The organism is Mesorhizobium prunaredense (genome assembly GCF_900156895.1).
In the GTDB taxonomy this organism is placed as follows: Bacteria; Pseudomonadota; Alphaproteobacteria; order Rhizobiales; family Rhizobiaceae; genus Mesorhizobium; species Mesorhizobium prunaredense.
This window is the reverse complement of the sequence record NZ_FTPD01000013.1, coordinates 121,245-140,773: the sequence shown is the minus strand read 5'-3', so window position 1 is coordinate 140,773 and position 19,529 is coordinate 121,245. Positions and strand designations below refer to the sequence as shown.

The window sequence follows — 19,529 nt, the reverse complement described above, 5'->3', positions numbered from 1 at the left end:
AGGGGGAGAAGGCAAGAAAAGAGGCGTTCAGTGATTGTCCCGCGGCACGCCGCGGGTGTGCGCCACATCCTGGTATTTCACCGCCGGCTTCAGCACCATTCCTTCGGAGAACTGGTCGACCATGCCGCGCTGGATCTCCTGCCACGGCGTCTGGTGCTCGGGGTATCGATAGCCGCCATTGTCCTGCAACTCGGCGCGCCGGCGCGTGATCTCGTCGTCGGTGACGAGAATGTCGGCGGTGCCCTTGCGCAGGTCGATGCGGACGCGGTCGCCGGACTTCAACAGCGCCAGCCCGCCGCCTATGGCGGCTTCGGGCGAGGCGTTGAGGATCGACGGCGAGCCCGACGTGCCTGACTGGCGGCCGTCGCCGATGCAGGCCAGCGCATGAATGCCCTTCTTGATGAGATGGGCCGGCGGCTGCATGTTGACGACTTCTGCGCCGCCGGGATAGCCGATCGGGCCGGCGCCGCGCATGAACAGGATGGTGTGCTCGTCGATGCCTTGCGCCGGATCGTCGATGCGGGCGTGGTAGTCTTCGGGCCCGTCGAAGACCATGGCGTTGCCCTCGAAGGCCTCGGGGTCGTTCGGGTTCGACAGATAGCGCTCGCGGAATTCGGGCGAGATGCCGCTGGTCTTCATGATCGCCGAATCGAACAGATTACCCCTAAGATTGATGAAACCGGCATTGGCCTTAAGCGGCTCGGCGACGGTGCGGATAACATCGAGATTCTCGTTGACGGCCGCGCTGCAATTGGCGCCGATCGTCTTGCCGTTGACCGTCATGGCGTCGGGATGAGGCAGCAGCCCGGCCTTCATCAGTTCGGCCACCACCGCCGGCACACCGCCGGCATGGTGATAATCCTCGCCGAGATACTCGCCCGACGGCTGCAGATTGACGAGGAGCGGCACTTTCAGGCCGACCGTCTGCCAATCGTCATTGTCGAGCGGCACGCCGAGATGGCGGGCGATGGCGTTGAGGTGGATCGGCGCGTTGGTCGAGCCGCCGATGGCCGAGTTGACGACGATGGCGTTCTCGAAGGCCTGGCGAGTCATGACGTCGGAGGGTTTCAAATCCTCATGCACCATATCGACGATGCGTTTTCCCGTTTCATAGGCGATCTGGCCGCGCTCGCGGTAGGGCGCCGGAATGGCGGCCGAGCCCGGCAGCTGCATACCGAGGGCCTCGGCCAACGAGTTCATGGTGGTTGCGGTGCCCATTGTGTTGCAATAGCCGGTGGACGGCGCCGAGGAGGCGACGATGTCCATGAACTCGTCATAGCCGATCTCGCCGGCCGACAGACGCTGGCGCGATTCCCAGACGATGGTGCCGGAGCCGGTGCGCTTGCCCTTGTGCCAGCCGTTGAGCATCGGGCCGACCGACAGCGCGATAGCCGGGATGTTGACGGTGGCGGCGGCCATCAGCAGGGCCGGCGTCGTCTTGTCGCAGCCGATGGTGAGCACGACGCCGTCAAGCGGGTAGCCGTAGAGCACCTCGACCAGGCCGAGATAGGCAAGGTTGCGGTCGAGTGCGGCGGTCGGGCGTTTGCCCGTCTCCTGGATCGGGTGGCACGGGAACTCGAAAGGGATGCCGCCCATCGAGACGATGCCCTCGCGCACGCGCTTGGCCAGCTCGAGATGATGGCGATTGCAGGGCGACAGATCCGAGCCGGTCTGGGCGATGCCGATCAGCGGCTTGCCCGACATCAGTTCAGCACGCGTCAGCCCGTAATTCAGGTAACGCTCGAGGTAAAGCGCCGTCATCCCCGGATTGTCGGGATTGTCGAACCACTCCTGCGAGCGAAATTTCTTTTTCTGCGTGGGGGCGCCGGCCATCATGGTCTCCGTATTTGTATGACAAATCGATATGACAACGCGCGAGAGCAGGCAAGAGGCACGCGCCATCCGATTCCGGACTTTGGTGCGATAGACATGCGTCTACCCCCGCGCTAGACCGCATCGGGGCTTGTCAATTCGTATCCGGGAGATTTTGATGGCTTTGGTTATCGAAGGCGAGGAACGCATCGCCGCACCCCTGCAAAAGGTGTGGGAAGCGCTGAACGACCCGGACGTTCTGAGGCAGACCATTCCGGGCTGCCAGAGCCTCGAAAAGAAGTCAGACACCGAGATGGCGGCGACCGTGGTGGTCAAGATCGGCCCGATCAAGGCGACGTTCAACGGCGAGGTGACGCTGACGAACCTCAACCCGCCGAACTCCTACACCATCCAGGGCGAGGGCAAGGGCGGCATCGCCGGCTTCGCCAAAGGCGGCGCCGATGTGACGCTGACCGCCGATGGCCCGGAGGCGACGATCCTCAGATATGCGGCCAAGGCCGATGTCGGCGGCAAGATCGCCCAGCTCGGCAGCCGGCTGATCGAATCGACATCGAAGAAACTGGCCGGACAGTTTTTTTCGAGTTTTGGCGAGAAAGTTGGCGGCTCCCCTCCCCCTTGAGGGCCCTTGAGGGGAGGGTGCCGCGCGGAGCGCGGCGGGAGGGGTCGCCTCAACCGCCTCGACCTCGACTTAAGAAGATGGAGCGCGTCGCTGCGGACCCCACCCAGCCCTGCGGGCCACCCTCCCCTCAAGGGGTAGGGATATCCGCATCACTCAAACACGATGCTCGGCACGGCGGCTTCGGCCGCGCCGCGTTCCTCGTTGACCCTGCCCCAGACGTTCGCCGCGATGTCGCGGTAGATCTTGGCCTCGGCGCTGTCGGGCTTCGAGACCACCACCGGCGTGCCGGCATCCGAGCTTTCGCGGATGCCCATTTCGAGCGGCACTTCGCCGAGGAAGGAGACGCCGAGACGCTCGGCCTCGCGGCGGGCGCCGCCATGGCCGAAGATGTCGTAGCGCTTGCCGGTGTCGGGGGCGAGGAAATAGCTCATGTTCTCGACGATGCCCAACACCGGCACGTCGACCTTCCTGAACATGTTGAGGCCTTTTCGCGCATCGATCAGGGCCAGATCCTGCGGCGTCGAGACGATGACGGCGCCGGCCAGCGGCACCTGCTGGGCCATGGTCAGCTGCGCGTCGCCGGTGCCGGGCGGCATGTCAACGACGAGCACGTCGAGCGGACCCCACTCGACCTCGCGCAGCATTTGCGTCAAAGCCGACATCACCATCGGTCCGCGCCAGATCATTGGCGTCTCCTCATCGACGAGGAAGCCCATCGACATGACCTTCAGGCCGTAATTCTCCATCGGCCTCAGGACCTTGCCGTCGACGGTCTGCGGCCGGCCATGGATGTTGAGCAGCCGCGGCATCGACGGGCCGTAGATGTCAGCATCGAGCACGCCGACCCTCAGGCCGTTGGCGGCGAGGCCTAGCGCGATGTTGACGGCGGTGGTCGACTTGCCGACGCCGCCCTTGCCCGAAGCGACAGCGATGATCGCCTCGATGCCGGGCACGCCGCGCTTGCCCTGGCTGTGCGAGGCCGGAGCATGCGGAGCCGGACGTGGCGCGGCAGCGGGTGCGGCCGCAGGTGTGGGCCTTGGGGCGGGCCTGGGGGCAGGCCTTTGCGGCACCGGGGCCTCCATGCCGCCGCCTTTCCTTTCCGCCGTCAGCGCGACCACGGCGCCGGCGACACCGGGGATCGCCTTGACGACACGCTCGGCGGCGGCGCGCAATGGCTCCATCTCCTGGGCACGGGCAGCCTGCACGGTGATCGAAAAGAAGACCTTGGAGTCGGCAATGAAAATCTCGGAAACCATGCCGAGGTCGACGATGTTGCCGGTGAAGTCCGGTCCGTTGACCGTCTTCAGGCGCTCGATGACGATTTCCTTGGTGACGTTTTCCTGGACGGCGGGCATCAGCTTTTCCTCTGCTTTTGCGCCTGAGATAATGCAGTTCCCGAACAGAACCAAGCGGCGGAACGACACGCACGGGCGTGGCTGCAAAAACTTGCGTCCGTTTGTCGGGCTTGCAGGGGACAAAACGTCCTTGGGGAAGAGGGCACGCCGATAGCGCCAGCTGCGATCGCCGGAAGACGAAGCAGCCCTATCTTTGCAGGCTTCGGACGTGCTCGCCCGCAAGCAAAGGAGACCAATCATGCTCGCAAACAGCAACGCAACGGCCAATCTCGCAGTGAAGGACCTGGCTAGGGCCAAGGCCTTCTATGAAGACGTTCTGGGGCTGACGGAGGTTCACAACGAGGGTGGCGAACTGATCGTCTACAAATGCGGCGACACCAGCATCAATGTCTATCGCTCGCAATTCGCCGGAACCAACAAGGCGACGGCGGTGACCTGGATGGTCGGCGATGAGATCGATAACACCGTCAAGGCGCTGAAATCGAAGGGCGTCGTCTTCGAGCATTACGACATGCCGGGCCTGACGATGGAAGGCGACATCCATGTCGGTCACGGCATGAAGGTCGCCTGGTTCAAGGATCCCGACGGCAACATCCTGAACCTTGTCGACAGGTAGGCCTGGACGGCGGCGATGCTTCGGCCGCATGAGGATTCGCCAAGCAAAAACAGCATGCATCTGGCGCAGCCTCGCTTGGCCGGCTAGCGTCCGCTCATGATCGACAAGCTGGAATTCTTCATCGCGCTGGCCAGGGAGGAGCATTTCGGCCGGGCGGCGGAGGTGTGCGGCGTCACCCAGCCGACGCTTTCGGCCGGCATCAAGCAGCTGGAGGGCCAGCTCGGCGTGATGCTGGTTCTGCGCGGCTCGCGCTTCCAGGGGCTGACGCCGGAGGGAGAACAGGTGCTGGCGTGGGCGCGCCGCATCGTCGGCGATACCCGCACCATGCGCGAGGAGATGCGAGCGGCGCGTCACGGCCTTTCGGGGCGCATCCGCATCGCCGCCATCCCGACGGCGCTAGCCATGGTGGCGCGGCTGACGACACCTTTTCGGGCAAAACATCCCGGCGTCACCTTCTCGGTGCTGTCGCGCACCTCGATCGAGGTGCTGTCGCTGCTCGGCAATTTCGACATCGACGCCGGCATTACCTATCTCGACAACGAGCCGCTGGGGCGGGTGACCAGCGTTCCGCTCTATGACGAGCGCTATCAGCTGATCACCGCGATCGGAAACCCCTATTCCGACCGCGACAAAGTGACATGGGCGGAGCTCAGCCAGCTGCCGCTCTGCCTGTTGACGCCGGACATGCAGAACCGCCGCATCATCGACCAGCATTTGGCCGAAGCCGGCACGCAGGTGCGGCCGACACTCGAATCCAATTCGATGATCGTGCTGTTCTCGCATATCCGTACCGGCAAATGGTCGTCGATCATGCCGCTCAACCTCTCGGAAACATTCGGCTTTTCCGAGCCGATCCGGGCCATTCCGATCATCGATCCGGACGCCAGCCACACCGTCGGGCTGGTGGCGACGCTGCGCGAGCCGCACACCCCGCTGGTCTCGGCGCTGCTGGACGAGGCGATGGCGCTGGCAGACGATTTCCGCGCCCGCCACTGAGCTAGAGATTGCAGGCTGGAAGGCATCGATAGAAGATTTCTATCGAGCGACGGATCAGCTTTATTGATTTAGCGGGTTTCGTCCGATTTCCTAAGCACTTAGCGGATCACCACGACCAGGGAGGGCGCTGCATGATCATGCAGCCTGCAAGTACCGAGATCGCATCGCGCACGGCGGCGATCGTCCAGGAGTTGAAGGGCCTCGAAGGCCCGCTGCTGCCGATCCTGCACGGCATCCAGGAAGAGTTCGGCCATGTGCCGCACGACGCGCTGCCGGTCATCGCCGAGGCGCTGAACATCTCCAAGGCGGAGGTGCATGGCGTCGTCACCTTCTACCACGACTACCGCAGCCGCCCGGCCGGCCGGCATGTGCTGAAGCTCTGCCAGGCCGAAGCCTGCCAGTCGATGGGCTCAGACGCGATTGCCGCCAAGCTCAAGCAATTGCTGGGCATCGGCTTCCACGAGACGGCCCGCGACGGTTCGGTGACGCTGGAGCCGGTCTATTGCCTCGGCCTTTGCGCCTGCGCGCCATCGGCGATGCTGGACGGCGAGGTGATCGGCCGGCTCGATGACGAAAAGCTCGACGAGATCGTTGCCGAGGTGCGCTCATGACCCCGCGCATCTATATTCCCGGCGATTCCGGCGCGCTGGCGCTCGGTGCGGAAAAGGTCGCCAAGGCGATTGAGAAAGAATTGGCCGATCGCGGCATCGAGGCCAAGATCGTGCGCAACGGCTCGCGCGGCGCCTATTTCCTCGAGCCGATGGTCGAGGTGGTCACAGACAAGGGTCGCGTTGCCTATGGGCCGGTGAAGCCGTCCGAGGTCAAAAGCCTGTTCGACAGCGGCTTCCTCACCGGCGGTCATCACAAGCGCTGGCTGGGCGCGCCCGACAAGATCCCGTTCCTGGCCAGGCAGACGCGGCTGACCTTCGCGCGCTGCGGCGTCATCAATCCACTGTCGCTCGATCACTACAAGGCGCATGGCGGGCTGAAGGGCCTGCAGAACGCCGTGGCTATGGCGCCGGCCGAAATCGTCAAACAGGTGACGGAATCAGGCCTGCGCGGTCGCGGTGGCGCCGGCTTCCCGACCGGCATCAAGTGGAAGACGGTGCTCGATACGACCGCCGACAAAAAGTACATTGTCTGCAATGCCGACGAGGGTGACAGCGCCACCTTCGCCGACCGCATGATCATGGAGGGCGACCCCTTCGTGCTGATCGAAGGCATGGCGATCGCCGGTGTCTCCACCGGCGCAACCAAGGGCTTTGTCTATATCCGCTCGGAGTATCCGCATGCGGTGGCGATGATGCAAAAGGCGGTCGAGGTCGCCCGCAAGGCCGGCCTGCTCGGCCTCAACGTGCTGGGCTCGCCCAACGCCTTCGACATGGAAATCCGCGTTGGCGCCGGCGCCTATGTCTGCGGCGAGGAAACCTCGTTGCTCAACAGCCTCGAAGGCAAGCGCGGCGTCGTTCGCGCCAAGCCGCCACTGCCGGCCATCCAGGGCCTGTTCGGCAAGCCGACGGTGATCAACAACGTCATTTCGCTGGCCTCGGTGCCCGTCATCATGGACAAGGGTGCTGCCTTCTACAAGGATTTCGGCATGGGCCGCTCGCGCGGCACCATTCCGATCCAGATCGCCGGCAATGTCAGATATGGCGGCCTGTTCGAGGCGGCGTTCGGCATGACGCTTGGCGAGATCGTCGACGACATCGGCGGCGGCACCGCGACTGGGCGGCCGGTCAAGGCGGTGCAGGTCGGCGGGCCGCTGGGTGCCTACTTCCCACGCAGCCTGTTCGACACGCCGTTCGACTACGAAGCCTTTGCCGCCAAGGACGGGCTGATCGGCCATGCCGGCATCACCGTGTTCGGCGACACCGCCGACATGTTGAAGCAGGCACGCTTTGCCATGGAGTTTTGCGCCATCGAGAGCTGCGGCAAGTGCACGCCCTGCCGCATCGGCTCGACACGCGGCGTCGAGACGATCGACAAGATCGCCAGGGGTATCGAGCCGGAAAAACAGATCGAGCTGGTGACGGACCTCTGCAACACGATGAAGTTCGGTTCGCTCTGTGCGCTGGGTGGCTTCACACCTTATCCGGTGATGAGCGCAATCAACCACTTCCGCGAAGATTTCAAGCCGGCGCCAGTCGCCGAAGCAGCAGAATAGGAGTCTCGCGATGGGTCTCATTCAGGAAATCGACTACGGCACGCCGGCCTCGACATCCGAGAAGCAGGTGACGCTGACGGTCGACGGCTTCACCGTCACCGTGCCGGAAGGCACCTCGATCATGCGGGCCTCGATGGAGGCCGGCATTGCCATCCCGAAGCTTTGCGCCACCGACATGGTCGACGCCTTCGGCTCCTGCCGGCTCTGCCTGGTCGAGATCGACGGCCGCAACGGCACGCCCTCCTCCTGCACGACGCCAGTTGCGCCGGGCATGGTCGTGCACACCCAGACCGGAAGGCTGAAGGACATCCGCCGCGGTGTGATGGAGCTCTACATTTCCGACCATCCGCTCGACTGCCTGACCTGTGCTGCCAATGGCGACTGCGAATTGCAGACGCAGGCCGGCGTCGTCGGCCTGCGCGACGTACGCTACGGCTATGAGGGCGACAACCACGTTTTCAAGACGAACGACGGCGCAGAGAACTTCAAATGGATGGCGAAGGACGAGTCCAACCCGTACTTCACCTATGATCCTTCGAAATGCATCGTCTGCTCGCGCTGCGTGCGCGCCTGCGAGGAGGTGCAAGGCACTTTCGCGCTGACCATCGAGGGCCGCGGCTTCGAAAGCCGTGTGTCACCCGGCATGCACCAGCTCTTCATCGACAGCGAGTGCGTGTCCTGCGGCGCCTGCGTGCAGGCCTGCCCGACGGCGACGCTTTCCGAGAAATCGGTGATCAAGATCGGTCAGCCGGAGCATTCGGTCGTCACCACCTGCGCCTATTGCGGCGTCGGCTGCTCGTTCAAGGCCGAAATGCGCGGCGACGAACTGGTGCGCATGGTGCCCTACAAGGACGGCAAGGCGAACCGTGGCCATAGCTGCGTCAAGGGCCGTTTTGCCTACGGCTACTCGACCCACAAGGAGCGCATCCTCAATCCGATGATCCGCGAAAAGGTCACCGATCCATGGCGCGAGGTGTCATGGGAAGAAGCGCTGACCCACACCGCCAACGAGTTCCGCCGCATCCAGTACCAGTATGGCCGAACCTCGATCGGCGGCATCACCTCGTCGCGCTGCACGAATGAGGAAACCTATCTGGTGCAGAAGCTGATCCGCCAGGGTTTCCGCAACAACAATGTCGATACCTGCGCCCGCGTCTGCCATTCGCCGACCGGCTATGGCCTTGGCCAGACTTTCGGCACCTCGGCAGGCACCCAGGATTTCGATTCGATCGAGCAGACCGATGTGGTGATGATCATCGGCGCCAATCCGACCGACGCACATCCGGTGTTTGCCTCGCGCATGAAGAAGCGGTTGCGCAAGGGCGCCAAGCTGATCGTGCTCGACCCACGCCGCACCGACATCGTGCGCTCGGCCCATATCGAGGCGCAGCATCATCTGCCGCTGAAGCCCGGCACCAATGTCGCCGTGGTCACCGCGCTTGCCCATGTCATCGTCACCGAAGGCCTGTTCGACGAGGCCTTCATCCGCGAACGCTGCGACTGGGACGAGTTCCAGGACTGGGCGTCGTTCGTCGCGCTGCCGGAAAACAGCCCTGAGGTGGTCGGCCAGCTTGCCAATGTCGATCCTGAAGAGATCCGCAGCGCCGCGCGGCTGTTTGCCACCGGCGGCAACGGCGCGATCTATTACGGCCTCGGCGTGACCGAGCACAGCCAGGGCTCGACCACCGTCATCGCCATCGCCAATCTCGCCATGGCGACCGGCAATATCGGCCGGCCGGGCGTCGGCGTGAATCCGCTGCGCGGCCAGAACAATGTCCAGGGCTCCTGCGACATGGGCTCGTTCCCGCATGAGCTGCCCGGCTATCGCCACGTCTCCGGCGACGCGGTGCGCGACATCTATGAAAGCCTGTGGGGGGTCAAGCTCGACGACGAGCCCGGCCTGCGCATCCCCAACATGCTGGACGCCGCCGTCGACGGCTCGTTCAAGGGCCTCTATGTGCAAGGCGAGGACATTCTGCAGTCCGACCCCGACACCAAGCATGTCGCCGCCGGCCTTGCGGCGATGGAATGTGTCGTCGTCCACGATCTCTTCCTCAACGAGACCGCCAACTACGCGCATGTCTTCCTGCCCGGCTCGACCTTCCTCGAGAAGGACGGCACCTTCACCAATGCCGAGCGCCGCATCAACCGCGTGCGCAAGGTGATGGCGCCGAAGAACGGGCTGGCCGACTGGGAAGTAACGCAGAAGCTCGCGCAGGCGATGGGGCTTGCCTGGAATTACCAGCATCCGTCCGAAATCATGGATGAGATCGCCAGGACGACGCCGAGCTTCGCCAAGGTCTCCTACGACTATCTGGAAAAGATGGGCTCGGTGCAGTGGCCGTGCAACGAGCAGGCGCCGGAAGGCACGCCGATCATGCATATCAGCGGCTTCGTGCGTGGCAAGGGCAAGTTCATCCGCACCGAATATGTCGCGACCGACGAGAGGACGGGACCGCGCTTCCCGCTGCTGCTGACCACAGGCCGCATCCTGTCGCAGTACAATGTCGGCGCGCAGACCAGGCGTACCGACAATGTCATGTGGCACAGCGAGGACCGGCTCGAGATCCACCCGCATGACGCCGAAAACCGCGGTCTGCGCGACGGCGACTGGGTCCGCCTGACCAGCCGCTCCGGCGAGACGACGTTGCGCGCGCTGATCACCGACAAGGTGTCGCCTGGCGTGGTCTATACGACGTTCCACCACCCCGACACGCAGGCCAACGTCATCACCACCGACTTCTCCGACTGGGCGACCAACTGCCCGGAATACAAGGTGACCGCAGTGCAGGTCGGCGCGTCCAACGGGCCGTCGGAATGGCAGCGCGACTATGACGAGCAGGCCCGCAACAGCCGTCGCATCGCGACCTTGGAAGCAGCGGAGTAACCTTGAGCGCGCGCCGCAAAGCGACGACGCAGATCTCGCGGCTGGCGCACCGCGCCGGCGGCACTGCGGCCGCCAACCGGATGGTGCCGGAAGAGACGCCGGTGGCGTTCTCCTTTGCCGGCACCACTCACGCGGTGATGATGGCAAGTCCGGCCGATTTCGAGGATTTCGCGCTCGGCTTCTCGCTGACCGAAGGCATCATCGCCGACGGCCGGGAAATCGAGGCGATCGAGGTTGAGGATCACGGCGCCGGCATCGACATCCAGATCAGGCTGAAGGACCAGGCCAATACGCGCTTCGAGGCGCGGCGCCGACGGCTGGCCGGCCCGGTCGGCTGCGGGTTGTGCGGCATCGAGTCGATCGAGGAGGCGATGCGCTCGTTCGAGGCGGTCGGTTCGTCAAGACTTACACTTAACACCGACGACATCGTCCGTTCGGTCAGGCTTTTGTCGAAAGCGCAGCCGCTGCATGCCGAGACCGGTGCGGTCCATGCCGCCGGTTTTTATATCCCAGGCAAGGGCATCGTCATGGCGCGCGAGGATGTCGGCCGCCATAATGCGCTCGACAAGCTGGCCGGGGCGCTCGCCAAAGCCGGCATCGATGGCACCTTGGGTGCCGTCGTGGTGACGTCACGCGTTTCGGTCGAGATGGTGCAGAAGACGGCGGCGATCGGCGCTGCGTTCATCATTGCCGTTTCGGCGCCGACGGCACTTGCCATCCGTACCGCCGGGGACGCCGGCATGACGCTGGTGGCTTTGGTGCGCGGCGATGATTTCGATATTTTCACCCACCCCGAGCGGGTGACTTCCGGAGTTGCCAAGCATGTCGCATGACGAGGGCCACATCATGAGCACCAGCGAAAAGCTGGTCCGCATGGCCAACCAGATTGCCGCCTTTTTTCACTCCAAGCCGCGCGAGGAAGGCATTGCCGGCGTCGCCGAGCACATCAACAAGTTCTGGGAACCGAGGATGCGGCGGCAATTGTTCGAAATGCTGGACAATGGTGGCGAAGGCTTCAACGAGCTTGTCGCGGCCGCCTCGGCAAGGATCAAGCGGCCGGCCGCACCGGAAGCAGCGGGCTTCGGCGCCGATGCCGGGGGCGTCGCTTCCGGCGGCAAAGGCCCCCGGGCCGGTGAGTCGAATACCGGGATCGCCGCTTCGCAGAAGTAGGCCCGTGCTGCCCCTCATCCGGCCCTTCGGGCCACCTTCTCCCCGTCAACGGGGAGAAGGAAAAGGCGCTACCCGTGCGCAACCATCACATGGCGGACGGCGGTATAATCTTCCAGCGCATAGAGCGACATGTCCTTGCCGTAGCCGGACTGCTTCAGCCCGCCATGCGGCATCTCGTTGGTCAGCATGAAGTGGGTGTTGATCCAGGTGCAGCCGTACTGAAGCCGCGCGGCCGTCGCCATGGCGCGCGAAACATCCTTGGTCCACACCGAGGACGCAAGGCCATAATCGCTGTCATTGGCCCAGTTCACCGCCTCATCGACCTCGGAAAAACGGGTGACCGAGACAACCGGCCCGAACACTTCGCGGCGCACGATCTCGTCTTCCTGCAGCGCTCCGGCGACGACTGTTGGCTGGTAGAAGAAGCCGGTGCCCTCGCCCGGCTTGCCGCCGGTGGTGATCTCGATGTGCTTAAGCTCCGAGGCGCGCTCGACGAAGCTCGAGACGCGGTCGCGCTGGCGGCGTGAGATGAGCGGCCCGATCTCGTTTTCGGTGTCGTCGGGGCGATTGTATTTGATGGTCGAGACGGCGGAGGAAAGATCGGCGACGAGCTTGTCGTAGATCTTCTTGCCGGCATAGATGCGGCAGGCAGCGGTGCAGTCCTGGCCGGCATTGTAATAGCCGAAGGCGCGCAGGCCGTTGACCACCGCGCCGAGATCGGCGTCGTCGAAGACGATGACTGGGGCCTTGCCGCCGAGCTCGAGATGCGTGCGCTTGACCGATTTGGCGGCGGCCTGCAGCACCTTCTTGCCGGTGGCGACATCGCCGGTGATCGAGATCATGTTGATTTTCGGGTGGTTGATCAGCGTGTTGCCGACGCTGTCGCCCCTGCCGAGCACGACGTTGACGACGCCCTCGGGCAGTATCTCGGCAAGGATTTTCGTCAGCTTCAGCGCCGTCAGCGGCGTCTGCTCGGACGGCTTGAAGACGACCGTGTTGCCGCCGGCAATCGCTGGCGCCAGCTTCCAGGCCATCATCATCAGTGGGTAGTTCCACGGCGCGATCGAGGCGACGACGCCGATGGCATCGCGGCGAACCATCGAAGTGTGGCCCGGAATGTATTCACCGGCGACCTGGCCCGGCATCGAGCGGACAGCGCCGGCAAAGAAGCGGTAGCAGTCGACGATCGCCGGGATTTCGTCGTTGAGCACGGCATTGATTGGCTTGCCGCAATTGAGCGCCTCGAGGGCGGCGAAATCTTGTGCCGCGGCCTCGATGCGATCGGCGATCTTCAGGAGATAACCGGAGCGCTGCGCCGGCGTGGTGCGCGACCAGGTGACGAAGGCCTTTTCGGCCGCCAGCACCGCGGACTCGATCTGCGCCTGGCTGGCTTCAGGCAGGTTGAGGATAGTCGCCCCGGTCTTTGGATTGAGGATCGGCTCCTCGGTCTCGGTGCCCTTCTCGAATTTGGAGCCGATCAGCATCTTTGTGTCCATGGCAGTCTCTCCCTTATGGATTCTTGACGTCATTTGCCCGAACCGGCGATCTGGTCGCCGTCGCGGGTGAGGTAATAGGCGACGAGGATGGGCAGCAGCGTCACCAGCACGACGACCATGGCCACGACGTTGGTGACCGGGCGCTGGCGCGGACGGATCAGCTCTTCCAGCATCCAGATTGGCAGCGTCTGCTGCTGGCCTGCGGTGAAGGTGGTGACGATGACCTCGTCGAACGACAGCGCGAAAGCGAGCATGCCGCCGGCAAGCAGCGCGGTGGCGATGTTGGGCAGCACGACATGCCGAAACGTCTGGAAGCCGTCGGCGCCGAGGTCCATCGACGCCTCGATCATCGAGCCGGAGGTGCGGCGAAAGCGGGCGACGGCGTTGTTGTAGACGACGACGACACAGAAGGTGGCGTGGCCGAGCACGATCGTCCAGAACGAGAACGGAATCTCGGCCAGCGAAAAGGCCGAACGCAGCGCGATGCCGGTGATGATGCCGGGCAGCGCTATCGGCAGGATAACCAGCAGCGAGATGGTTTCGCGGCCAAAAAACCGTGTTCGCGAAACGGCGGCCGCGCAGAGCGTACCGAGGACCAGTGCGACGAGTGTCGAGATAGCGGCGACACGGACCGACAGCGACAGCGCTTCCCACACGTCCGGGCGGTTCCAGGTGACGGCGAACCATTGCATCGTCAGCCCCGGCGGCGGCCAGGCGAAGCTCTTTTCCTCGGTCGTAAAGGCATAGACGAAGATCAGGAAGATCGGCAAATGCAGGAACAGCAGGCCGCAGGCGGCGGCGATCTTCAGGCCGAGAGGGGCGGATGGCGAGCCATCAGAGCGCATCGAAGGCCCCCATGCGCTTGGCGCCCCAGAGGTAGAGACCCATGATGACGATCGGCACCACGGTGAAGGCGGCTGCGAGCGGGATGTTGCCGGCGGTGCCCTGCTGCGAATAGACGGCCTGGCCGATGAACAGCCGCGAGGTGCCGATGATCTGCGGGATGATGTAGTCGCCGAGCGTCAGCGAGAAGGTGAAGATCGAACCGGCGACGATGCCCGGCAGCGCCAGCGGGAACAGCACGTTGCGGAAGGTCTGGCCGGGCGAGGCGCCGAGATCGGATGAGGCCTCGACCAGATTGCCGGGCACGCGCTCGAGCGCCGCCTGCACCGGCAGGATCATGAACGGCAGCCAGACGTAGACGAAGACGATGAAGGTGCCGGTGGACGACACCGACAGCGAGTTGCCGCCGACGACCGGCAGCGACAGCCAGCCATCGAGCAGCCATAGCAGATGCAGCTTGGCGAGCAGCCAGGTCAGGATGCCTTCCTTGGCCAGGATGAGCTTCCAGGCGTAGATCTTGACCAGATAGCTCGACCACAGCGGCAGCATCACGCCGAGATAGAACAGCGCCTTCCAGCGGCCGCGCGCATAGCGCGCCGCGTAATAGGCGATGGGAAAGGCGATGATCGCCGAGGCGAACGTGACCAGGGCCGCCATCGTCACCGTGCGCAGGATGATGTCGAGATTGGCGGCCTGCAGCAGGTCGCCATAGGTCTTCAGCGTGAACTGCCGGTTGATGAGGCCGGAGAATTCGTCGATCGAGAAAAAGCTCTGCAAGAGCAGCGCGAACAGCGAGCCGACATAGACGATGCCGAGCCACAGCACCGGCGGCAGCAGCATCAACAGCAGTAGCAGCTTGGGCTTGCGCCAGAACAGGTCGGACAACGCGCCGCGCACGCCGCCGCCGCGAGGCAGGATGGCTGAGGCGGATTTGGAGTTGAGCGCGACGATTGTCATGACGCCGCGCTGTCTTGACGGAGGATAAATGAGAGGTCGCGATCCTTCGCGCCCCCCTCTGTCCTGCCGGACATCTCCCCCACTTGGGGGGAGATCGGCAGCGTCGCCGGCGGCGCCTTTTCTGGAACGTTGATAATTGGCGAAAGTGGTCGCGACAGCCGATCTCCCCCCTCGTGGGGGAGATGTCCGGCAGGACAGAGGGGGGCGCCGTAGAGCGCCTTGCCTCGGCTATTAGCCACAATTGCCGAAACCTTCATCATCCCGGCTCGTCCATCAAATGCAAATGCTCGCGGTTGAAGGTGAGCACGACCGCCTCGCCTTCCCCAGGCAATTTCGCACCGGCCGGCACGATGGCATGCAATCTCAACCCTTCGGCGTCGAGCGCCAGTCTGGTCGTGGCGCCGAGATAATTGGTCGAGACGAGACGGGCGGTAACGCCGTCGCCCTTGGCGGCACGGCCGATGCGAATGGATTCAGGGCGCAGGCTGCCCCAGCGATGCTGGCCGCAATAGCGCTGGACGAAATCCGGCGGCAGCACATTGGACGAGCCGACGAAATCGGCGACGAAGCGCGTCTTCGGCCGCTGGTAGATGTCCTCCGGCGTGCCGATCTGCATGATCTTGCCGTCGTTGAAGACGGCAACGCGGTCGGCCATCGACAGCGCCTCGCCCTGGTCATGGGTGACGAAGACGAACGTGATGCCGAGCGCCTTCTGCAGCGACTTCAGCTCCTCCTGCATGTTTTCGCGGAGCTTGAGGTCGAGCGCGCCAAGCGGCTCGTCGAGCAGAAGCACCTTCGGCTGGTTGACCAGCGCGCGGGCGAGCGCGACGCGCTGGCGCTGTCCGCCGGAAAGCTGGCTCGGGCGGCGGGCGCCGTAGCCGGGAAGCCGGACCAGCGACAATGCCTCCTCGGCCGCCTTCTGCCGCTCCAGCTTGCCGACACCCTTGACCATCAGCCCGTAGGCGACGTTGTCGAGCACGTTCAGATGCGGGAACAGCGCGTAGTCCTGGAAGACGGTGTTGACGTTGCGGCGATAGGGCGGAACGCCTTCGGCGCGTTCGCCGAAAATGGAGATCGAGCCCGATGTCGGCTGCTCGAAGCCGGCGATCAGACGCAGGCAGGTCGTCTTGCCGGAACCCGAAGGTCCAAGCATGGCGAAGAACTCGCCCGGCACGATATCGAGATCGACCATGTCGACGGCGCGCACGCTGCCGAAATGGCGCGAGACTTTTTGGAAGGAAACGGCTGATGTCATGGGCTGTCCTGATCTGCCAGGCTCGTCAATTCAGGCGACAGCGCTGCCCCTCATCCGCCTGCCGGCACCTTCTCCCCGTATAGAGACGGGGAGAAGGGGCTAGCCGCAACGCTCGCGATCCCCTCTTCCCGTTCTTCACGGGGAGAGGGTAGGGGTGAGGGGCAGCGCCAACTTGCGAGCAAAACGAACTCAGCGTCCGCCGATGACGCCGATATAGTCCGACACCCAGCGATAATAAGGCACGCACTGGTCCTGGGTGGCGCATTTCGACACCGGCGTCTTCCAGAACTTGATCTTTTCGAAATTGTCGTAGCCGTTGGTCTTGCAGCCTTCGTCGCCGAGCAATTCGTTGCCCTTGCAGGCAGCCGGCACCACCGGCAGCGAACCGAACCAGGCGGAGACATCGCCCTGCACTTTCGACGACAGCGAGTGCTCCATCCACATATAGGCGCAGTTCGGGTGAGCTGCGTCGGCTGCCAGCATGGTCGTGTCGGCCCAGCCGGTGACGCCTTCCTGGGGGATGGTCGAAGCGACCGGCTTCTTGGCAGCAACCAGCGTGTTGACCTGGTAGGGCCATGAACCGGAGGCAACGACGCCTTCGTTCTGGAAGTCATCGACCTGGATGGCAGCGTCATGCCAGTAGCGTCCGACCAGCGTGCGCTGGACGCGCAGCAGATCGAGGGCGGCCTTGTACTGGTCTTCGGTCAACTCGTAGGGATCCTTGATGCCGAGCTCCGGCTTGTGGAACATCAGATAATTGGCGGCATCGGCGATGTGGATCGGCCCGTCATAGGCCTGGACGCGGCCCTTGTTCGACTTGCCGTCTGGCAAGGTCACCTCCTCGAAGACGACGTTCCAGCTCTTCGGCGCTTCCTTGAACACCTCGGTGTTGTACATCAGCACGTTCGGCCCCCACTGGTAGGGGGCGCCGTAGTGGACGCCGCCGACCGTGAACCACGGCGCATCCTTCAGCCGGTCGTCGACCGTGTTCCAGCTCGGGATCAGATCGGTGTTGATCGGCTGGACCCGCTTGCCGGCGACAAGGCGCAACGACGCGTCGCCCGAGGCGGTGACGAGGTCGAAGCCGCCCTCATTCATCAGCGCGACCATCTCGTCGGAGGTGTTGGCGGTCTTGATATTGACCTTGCAGCCTGTGTTCTTCTCGAAAGACGTGACCCAATCATAGTTCTTGTCGGTTTCGCCGCGTTCGATGTAGCCGGGCCAGGCGACAATGTTGACTTGGCCCTCGCCCTTGCCAAGTTCCTTAACCTGGGCGATCGCCTGGCCGGAGAAGGCCAGCGCGACCGTCAATGCAGTGCATGACTTCAGGAATGAATTCATCGTCGATCTCCCATCTGAGGGGCCGCACTCTCGCGGCGGCTTTGGTCCCTGATCATGAAGGTGCTGTGAAATTCCCGGTTTCGCAAATTCATTTATCAGAAAGGCGATATCGGTTTTTCCGATAGATCAGCGGCCGTTCTTGTCAGGCCGCTGACGAACCATGCGCTGCGACTGGGCAAGCCCGATAAAGTCGCGCGCGGCCTGCGGCAGGCCGGAGCCGCGCCGCCAGACCGTGCCGACCTGGACAACCGGCAACGAGCCCGAAACATCGCGCGATTCGATGCGGTCGCCTTCCAGCGACCATGGCCGGTAGACGAGATCCGGCAGCAGCGCCACGCCGGCGCCGGTGGCGACGAGGCTGCGCACCGCTTCGACCGAGCGGGTGCGGAAGGCGACATGCGGCTTGGCGGCGATCGCTGCCAGCAATTTTCCGGTATTCTCTTCGATCTCGTCGACGGTCAGCATGATCAGCGGCTCCGACGCGATATCGCTGATGCCGATGATGTCGGCGCCGGACAGCGGATGGCCAAGCGGCAGCCATAGCCGGTAGGGCGAGACTTCGAGAATTTCCGATTGCAGGGCGGTGCGGTCGCGCAGGTTCGAGGTGACCATGACGGCGATGTCGAGCTTGCCGCCGATCAGCAGATGTTCAAGGTAGTCGCCATTGTCCTCGATGGCCGAGATCTCGACGCCCGGATAGGCGCGGCGATAGCGGGCGAGAAGGTCGGACAGCACATAGCCGGCGACCAGCGAGGTGACGCCGAGTTGCAGCCGGCCGCCAGCCGCCGCATGCTCGCCGGAGAAGGCGCGGCGCGCATCGGAAACATCGGCAAGGATCTTTGTCGCGTGGCGCAGGAACTGGTGGCCCTTGTGGGTGATGTTGAGGCCGCGCGGATGGCGCTCGAACAGCTCGACGCCGAGATCGCCTTCGAGCTCCTTGATCGCCTCGGTGACCGACGATTGCGAGATGGACAGGTTTTGGGCGGCGCCAGACACAGTGCCTTGCTCAGCGACGGCGATGAAGAACTGCAATTGGCGAATGGTGAAGGCCATGGCCGGACTAAACACCGGGACGGCAAGGAAGAAAAGCCGCGGACCCCAGGCTCACCACTGCTCTGGCCAGGTCAGATCCCGCTTTCGCTGCCGGCAATGCTGAGCCGCGCGCCCGCTTGCTCGAGGGCTGCGGCGATGGCGCGCGGCGGCGGCCGATCGGTGACGAGTTCGGAAAAACCGTCGAGGCTGCAGACCTGGACCAGGCCTTGGCGGCCGAACTTGGTGTGGTCGGTGATGACGAGCGAGCGCTGGCCGCGCGACAGCACCATGCGGGCGAATTCCGCCTCTTCCAGATCATAGTCCATCACGCCGGTGACGGCATCGACCGCGCCGGTGGAGATCACAGCGTGGCTAACGGAAAAGCGGCTGACGAATTCAATGGCCGTGACGCCGAAGGCGGCGCCCGAATCGCTGCGCAGTTCGCCGCCGGCCATATAGACCTTGTTGCCGTTGACGGTGGCCAGCGTGCGGGCGATGTCGGAGGAGTTGGTGACCACCGTCAACCGCCGGTGGCCGAGCAGTTCGCGGGCCAGGAAAGAGGTCGTGGTGCCGGTGTCGAGCATGATCGCTTCGCCGTCGCGGATGGTCGCGGCAACCATGCGGGCGATGGCGCGCTTGGCATCGGCATTCTCGCGCATGCGCCGCTCGAACGGCGCCTCGCCGGCCATCGACGGCAGGCCGACGGCGCCATGCATCTTCAGGATCGAACCGTCACTGGTCAGTGGCTTGACGTCGCGGCGCACGGTCTCCAGCGAGACGCCGAGCCGGTCGGCCAGGCTGGCGATGGTGACGGTGCCCTCCTCATGGAGGAGACGCAGGATTTCGCCATGCCGCTTCGAGTGCATCGGTCTCACCCACTCGGTTTGTTGCGCTACTGACCGCTTCTAAGGCAAATCGGCCACAGCTTACAAGAAAACCTTGTGATTTCGGGCAAAAAGCCACAA

The 19,529-nt window shown here is 64.1% G+C and carries 17 protein-coding genes; 8 read left to right on the top strand and 9 right to left on the bottom strand.

The genetic code is table 11. The features are described 5' to 3' along the window. Window positions 1-27: 27 nt before the first annotated feature. Window positions 28-1,833, bottom strand: a complete 1,806-nt coding sequence (locus BQ8794_RS11505; protein WP_077377509.1) for an IlvD/Edd family dehydratase — start codon at window positions 1,831-1,833, stop codon at window positions 28-30. A 157-nt stretch (window positions 1,834-1,990) separates the two neighbouring features. Here BQ8794_RS11505 and BQ8794_RS11500 point away from each other — a divergent pair, with 157 nt between their 5' ends. Beyond that, complete coding sequence (locus tag BQ8794_RS11500) at window positions 1,991-2,452, top strand: SRPBCC family protein (protein ID WP_077377062.1); 462 nt, start codon at window positions 1,991-1,993, stop codon at window positions 2,450-2,452. Window positions 2,453-2,601: 149 nt separating this feature from the next. Here the strand turns inward: BQ8794_RS11500 and BQ8794_RS11495 are convergent, their stop codons facing one another. Then, window positions 2,602-3,807, bottom strand: coding sequence for an Mrp/NBP35 family ATP-binding protein (locus BQ8794_RS11495; protein ID WP_077377506.1), 1,206 nt, complete (start codon window positions 3,805-3,807; stop codon window positions 2,602-2,604). Between the two features lie 238 nt (window positions 3,808-4,045). Here BQ8794_RS11495 and BQ8794_RS11490 point away from each other — a divergent pair, with 238 nt between their 5' ends. The 7 genes from BQ8794_RS11490 (at window position 4,046) to BQ8794_RS11460 (ending at window position 11,640) form a co-directional block, all read left to right on the top strand. Beyond that, on the top strand, window positions 4,046-4,423 hold the full coding sequence (locus BQ8794_RS11490) for a VOC family protein (protein WP_077377059.1): 378 nt from the start codon (window positions 4,046-4,048) through the stop codon (window positions 4,421-4,423). A gap of 96 nt (window positions 4,424-4,519) precedes the next feature. Next, the gene (locus BQ8794_RS11485) at window positions 4,520-5,419 is read left to right on the top strand and encodes a LysR family transcriptional regulator (protein WP_077377057.1); all 900 of its coding nucleotides are present in this window, start codon (window positions 4,520-4,522) and stop codon (window positions 5,417-5,419) included. A 131-nt stretch (window positions 5,420-5,550) separates the two neighbouring features. Then, window positions 5,551-6,030, top strand: coding sequence for a formate dehydrogenase subunit gamma (locus BQ8794_RS11480; protein WP_077377054.1), 480 nt, complete (start codon window positions 5,551-5,553; stop codon window positions 6,028-6,030). Beyond that, a complete protein-coding gene (locus BQ8794_RS11475; RefSeq protein WP_077377051.1) occupies window positions 6,027-7,583 on the top strand; it encodes a formate dehydrogenase beta subunit in 1,557 nt (518 codons plus the stop codon). The genes BQ8794_RS11480 and BQ8794_RS11475 overlap by 4 nt, the downstream gene beginning before the upstream one ends. A 10-nt stretch (window positions 7,584-7,593) precedes the next feature. Further along, a complete protein-coding gene (gene fdhF / locus BQ8794_RS11470; protein WP_077377048.1) occupies window positions 7,594-10,470 on the top strand; it encodes a formate dehydrogenase subunit alpha in 2,877 nt (958 codons plus the stop codon). A 2-nt stretch (window positions 10,471-10,472) separates the two neighbouring features. Continuing rightward, the gene (gene fdhD, locus BQ8794_RS11465) at window positions 10,473-11,303 is read left to right on the top strand and encodes a formate dehydrogenase accessory sulfurtransferase FdhD (protein ID WP_077377045.1); all 831 of its coding nucleotides are present in this window, start codon (window positions 10,473-10,475) and stop codon (window positions 11,301-11,303) included. Beyond that, on the top strand, window positions 11,293-11,640 hold the full coding sequence (locus BQ8794_RS11460; RefSeq protein WP_077377042.1) for a formate dehydrogenase subunit delta: 348 nt from the start codon (window positions 11,293-11,295) through the stop codon (window positions 11,638-11,640). Before fdhD ends, BQ8794_RS11460 begins: the two co-directional genes overlap by 11 nt. 68 nt (window positions 11,641-11,708) lie before the next feature. Here BQ8794_RS11460 and BQ8794_RS11455 read toward each other — a convergent pair whose 3' ends face one another. The 7 genes from BQ8794_RS11455 to BQ8794_RS11420 all read right to left on the bottom strand — a co-directional run bounded on the left by BQ8794_RS11455 (window position 11,709) and on the right by BQ8794_RS11420 (window position 19,430). Continuing rightward, a complete protein-coding gene (locus tag BQ8794_RS11455; RefSeq protein WP_077377039.1) occupies window positions 11,709-13,136 on the bottom strand; it encodes a gamma-aminobutyraldehyde dehydrogenase in 1,428 nt (475 codons plus the stop codon). A gap of 29 nt (window positions 13,137-13,165) precedes the next feature. Then, window positions 13,166-13,981 (bottom strand): ABC transporter permease, encoded by an 816-nt coding sequence (locus BQ8794_RS11450; RefSeq protein ID WP_077377036.1) that lies wholly within the window; start codon window positions 13,979-13,981, stop codon window positions 13,166-13,168. Then, the gene (locus BQ8794_RS11445; RefSeq protein WP_077377032.1) at window positions 13,971-14,936 is read right to left on the bottom strand and encodes an ABC transporter permease; all 966 of its coding nucleotides are present in this window, start codon (window positions 14,934-14,936) and stop codon (window positions 13,971-13,973) included. The genes BQ8794_RS11450 and BQ8794_RS11445 overlap by 11 nt, the downstream gene beginning before the upstream one ends. A gap of 256 nt (window positions 14,937-15,192) precedes the next feature. Beyond that, window positions 15,193-16,191 carry an ABC transporter ATP-binding protein gene (locus tag BQ8794_RS11435; RefSeq protein WP_077377030.1) on the bottom strand — a complete coding sequence of 333 codons (999 nt, stop codon included), beginning with the start codon at window positions 16,189-16,191 and terminating at the stop codon, window positions 15,193-15,195. 189 nt (window positions 16,192-16,380) lie between these two features. After that, window positions 16,381-17,532: an ABC transporter substrate-binding protein gene (locus BQ8794_RS11430; RefSeq protein WP_077377027.1), complete on the bottom strand. Its 1,152-nt coding sequence runs from the start codon at window positions 17,530-17,532 to the stop codon at window positions 16,381-16,383. 126 nt (window positions 17,533-17,658) lie between these two features. Continuing rightward, window positions 17,659-18,585 carry a LysR family transcriptional regulator gene (locus BQ8794_RS11425; RefSeq protein ID WP_077377025.1) on the bottom strand — a complete coding sequence of 309 codons (927 nt, stop codon included), beginning with the start codon at window positions 18,583-18,585 and terminating at the stop codon, window positions 17,659-17,661. Between the two features lie 71 nt (window positions 18,586-18,656). Then, window positions 18,657-19,430, bottom strand: coding sequence for a DeoR/GlpR family DNA-binding transcription regulator (locus BQ8794_RS11420; protein WP_077377022.1), 774 nt, complete (start codon window positions 19,428-19,430; stop codon window positions 18,657-18,659). Between the last annotated feature and the right edge of the window lie 99 nt (window positions 19,431-19,529).

Excerpts from the sequence above, each read along its gene's own strand:
- BQ8794_RS11505 (WP_077377509.1), bottom strand. The coding sequence starts at position 1,833 with ATGGCCGGCGCCCCCACGCAGAAAAAGAAATTTCGCTCGCAGGAGTGG.
- BQ8794_RS11500 (WP_077377062.1), top strand. The coding sequence starts at position 1,991 with ATGGCTTTGGTTATCGAAGGCGAGGAACGCATCGCCGCACCCCTGCAA.
- BQ8794_RS11495 (WP_077377506.1), bottom strand. The coding sequence starts at position 3,807 with ATGCCCGCCGTCCAGGAAAACGTCACCAAGGAAATCGTCATCGAGCGC.
- BQ8794_RS11490 (WP_077377059.1), top strand. The coding sequence starts at position 4,046 with ATGCTCGCAAACAGCAACGCAACGGCCAATCTCGCAGTGAAGGACCTG.
- BQ8794_RS11485 (WP_077377057.1), top strand. The coding sequence starts at position 4,520 with ATGATCGACAAGCTGGAATTCTTCATCGCGCTGGCCAGGGAGGAGCAT.
- BQ8794_RS11480 (WP_077377054.1), top strand. The coding sequence starts at position 5,551 with ATGATCATGCAGCCTGCAAGTACCGAGATCGCATCGCGCACGGCGGCG.
- BQ8794_RS11475 (WP_077377051.1), top strand. The coding sequence starts at position 6,027 with ATGACCCCGCGCATCTATATTCCCGGCGATTCCGGCGCGCTGGCGCTC.
- fdhF (WP_077377048.1), top strand. The coding sequence starts at position 7,594 with ATGGGTCTCATTCAGGAAATCGACTACGGCACGCCGGCCTCGACATCC.
- BQ8794_RS11460 (WP_077377042.1), top strand. The coding sequence starts at position 11,293 with ATGTCGCATGACGAGGGCCACATCATGAGCACCAGCGAAAAGCTGGTC.
- BQ8794_RS11455 (WP_077377039.1), bottom strand. The coding sequence starts at position 13,136 with ATGGACACAAAGATGCTGATCGGCTCCAAATTCGAGAAGGGCACCGAG.
- BQ8794_RS11450 (WP_077377036.1), bottom strand. The coding sequence starts at position 13,981 with ATGCGCTCTGATGGCTCGCCATCCGCCCCTCTCGGCCTGAAGATCGCC.
- BQ8794_RS11445 (WP_077377032.1), bottom strand. The coding sequence starts at position 14,936 with ATGACAATCGTCGCGCTCAACTCCAAATCCGCCTCAGCCATCCTGCCT.
- BQ8794_RS11435 (WP_077377030.1), bottom strand. The coding sequence starts at position 16,191 with ATGACATCAGCCGTTTCCTTCCAAAAAGTCTCGCGCCATTTCGGCAGC.
- BQ8794_RS11430 (WP_077377027.1), bottom strand. The coding sequence starts at position 17,532 with ATGAATTCATTCCTGAAGTCATGCACTGCATTGACGGTCGCGCTGGCC.
- BQ8794_RS11425 (WP_077377025.1), bottom strand. The coding sequence starts at position 18,585 with ATGGCCTTCACCATTCGCCAATTGCAGTTCTTCATCGCCGTCGCTGAG.
- BQ8794_RS11420 (WP_077377022.1), bottom strand. The coding sequence starts at position 19,430 with ATGCACTCGAAGCGGCATGGCGAAATCCTGCGTCTCCTCCATGAGGAG.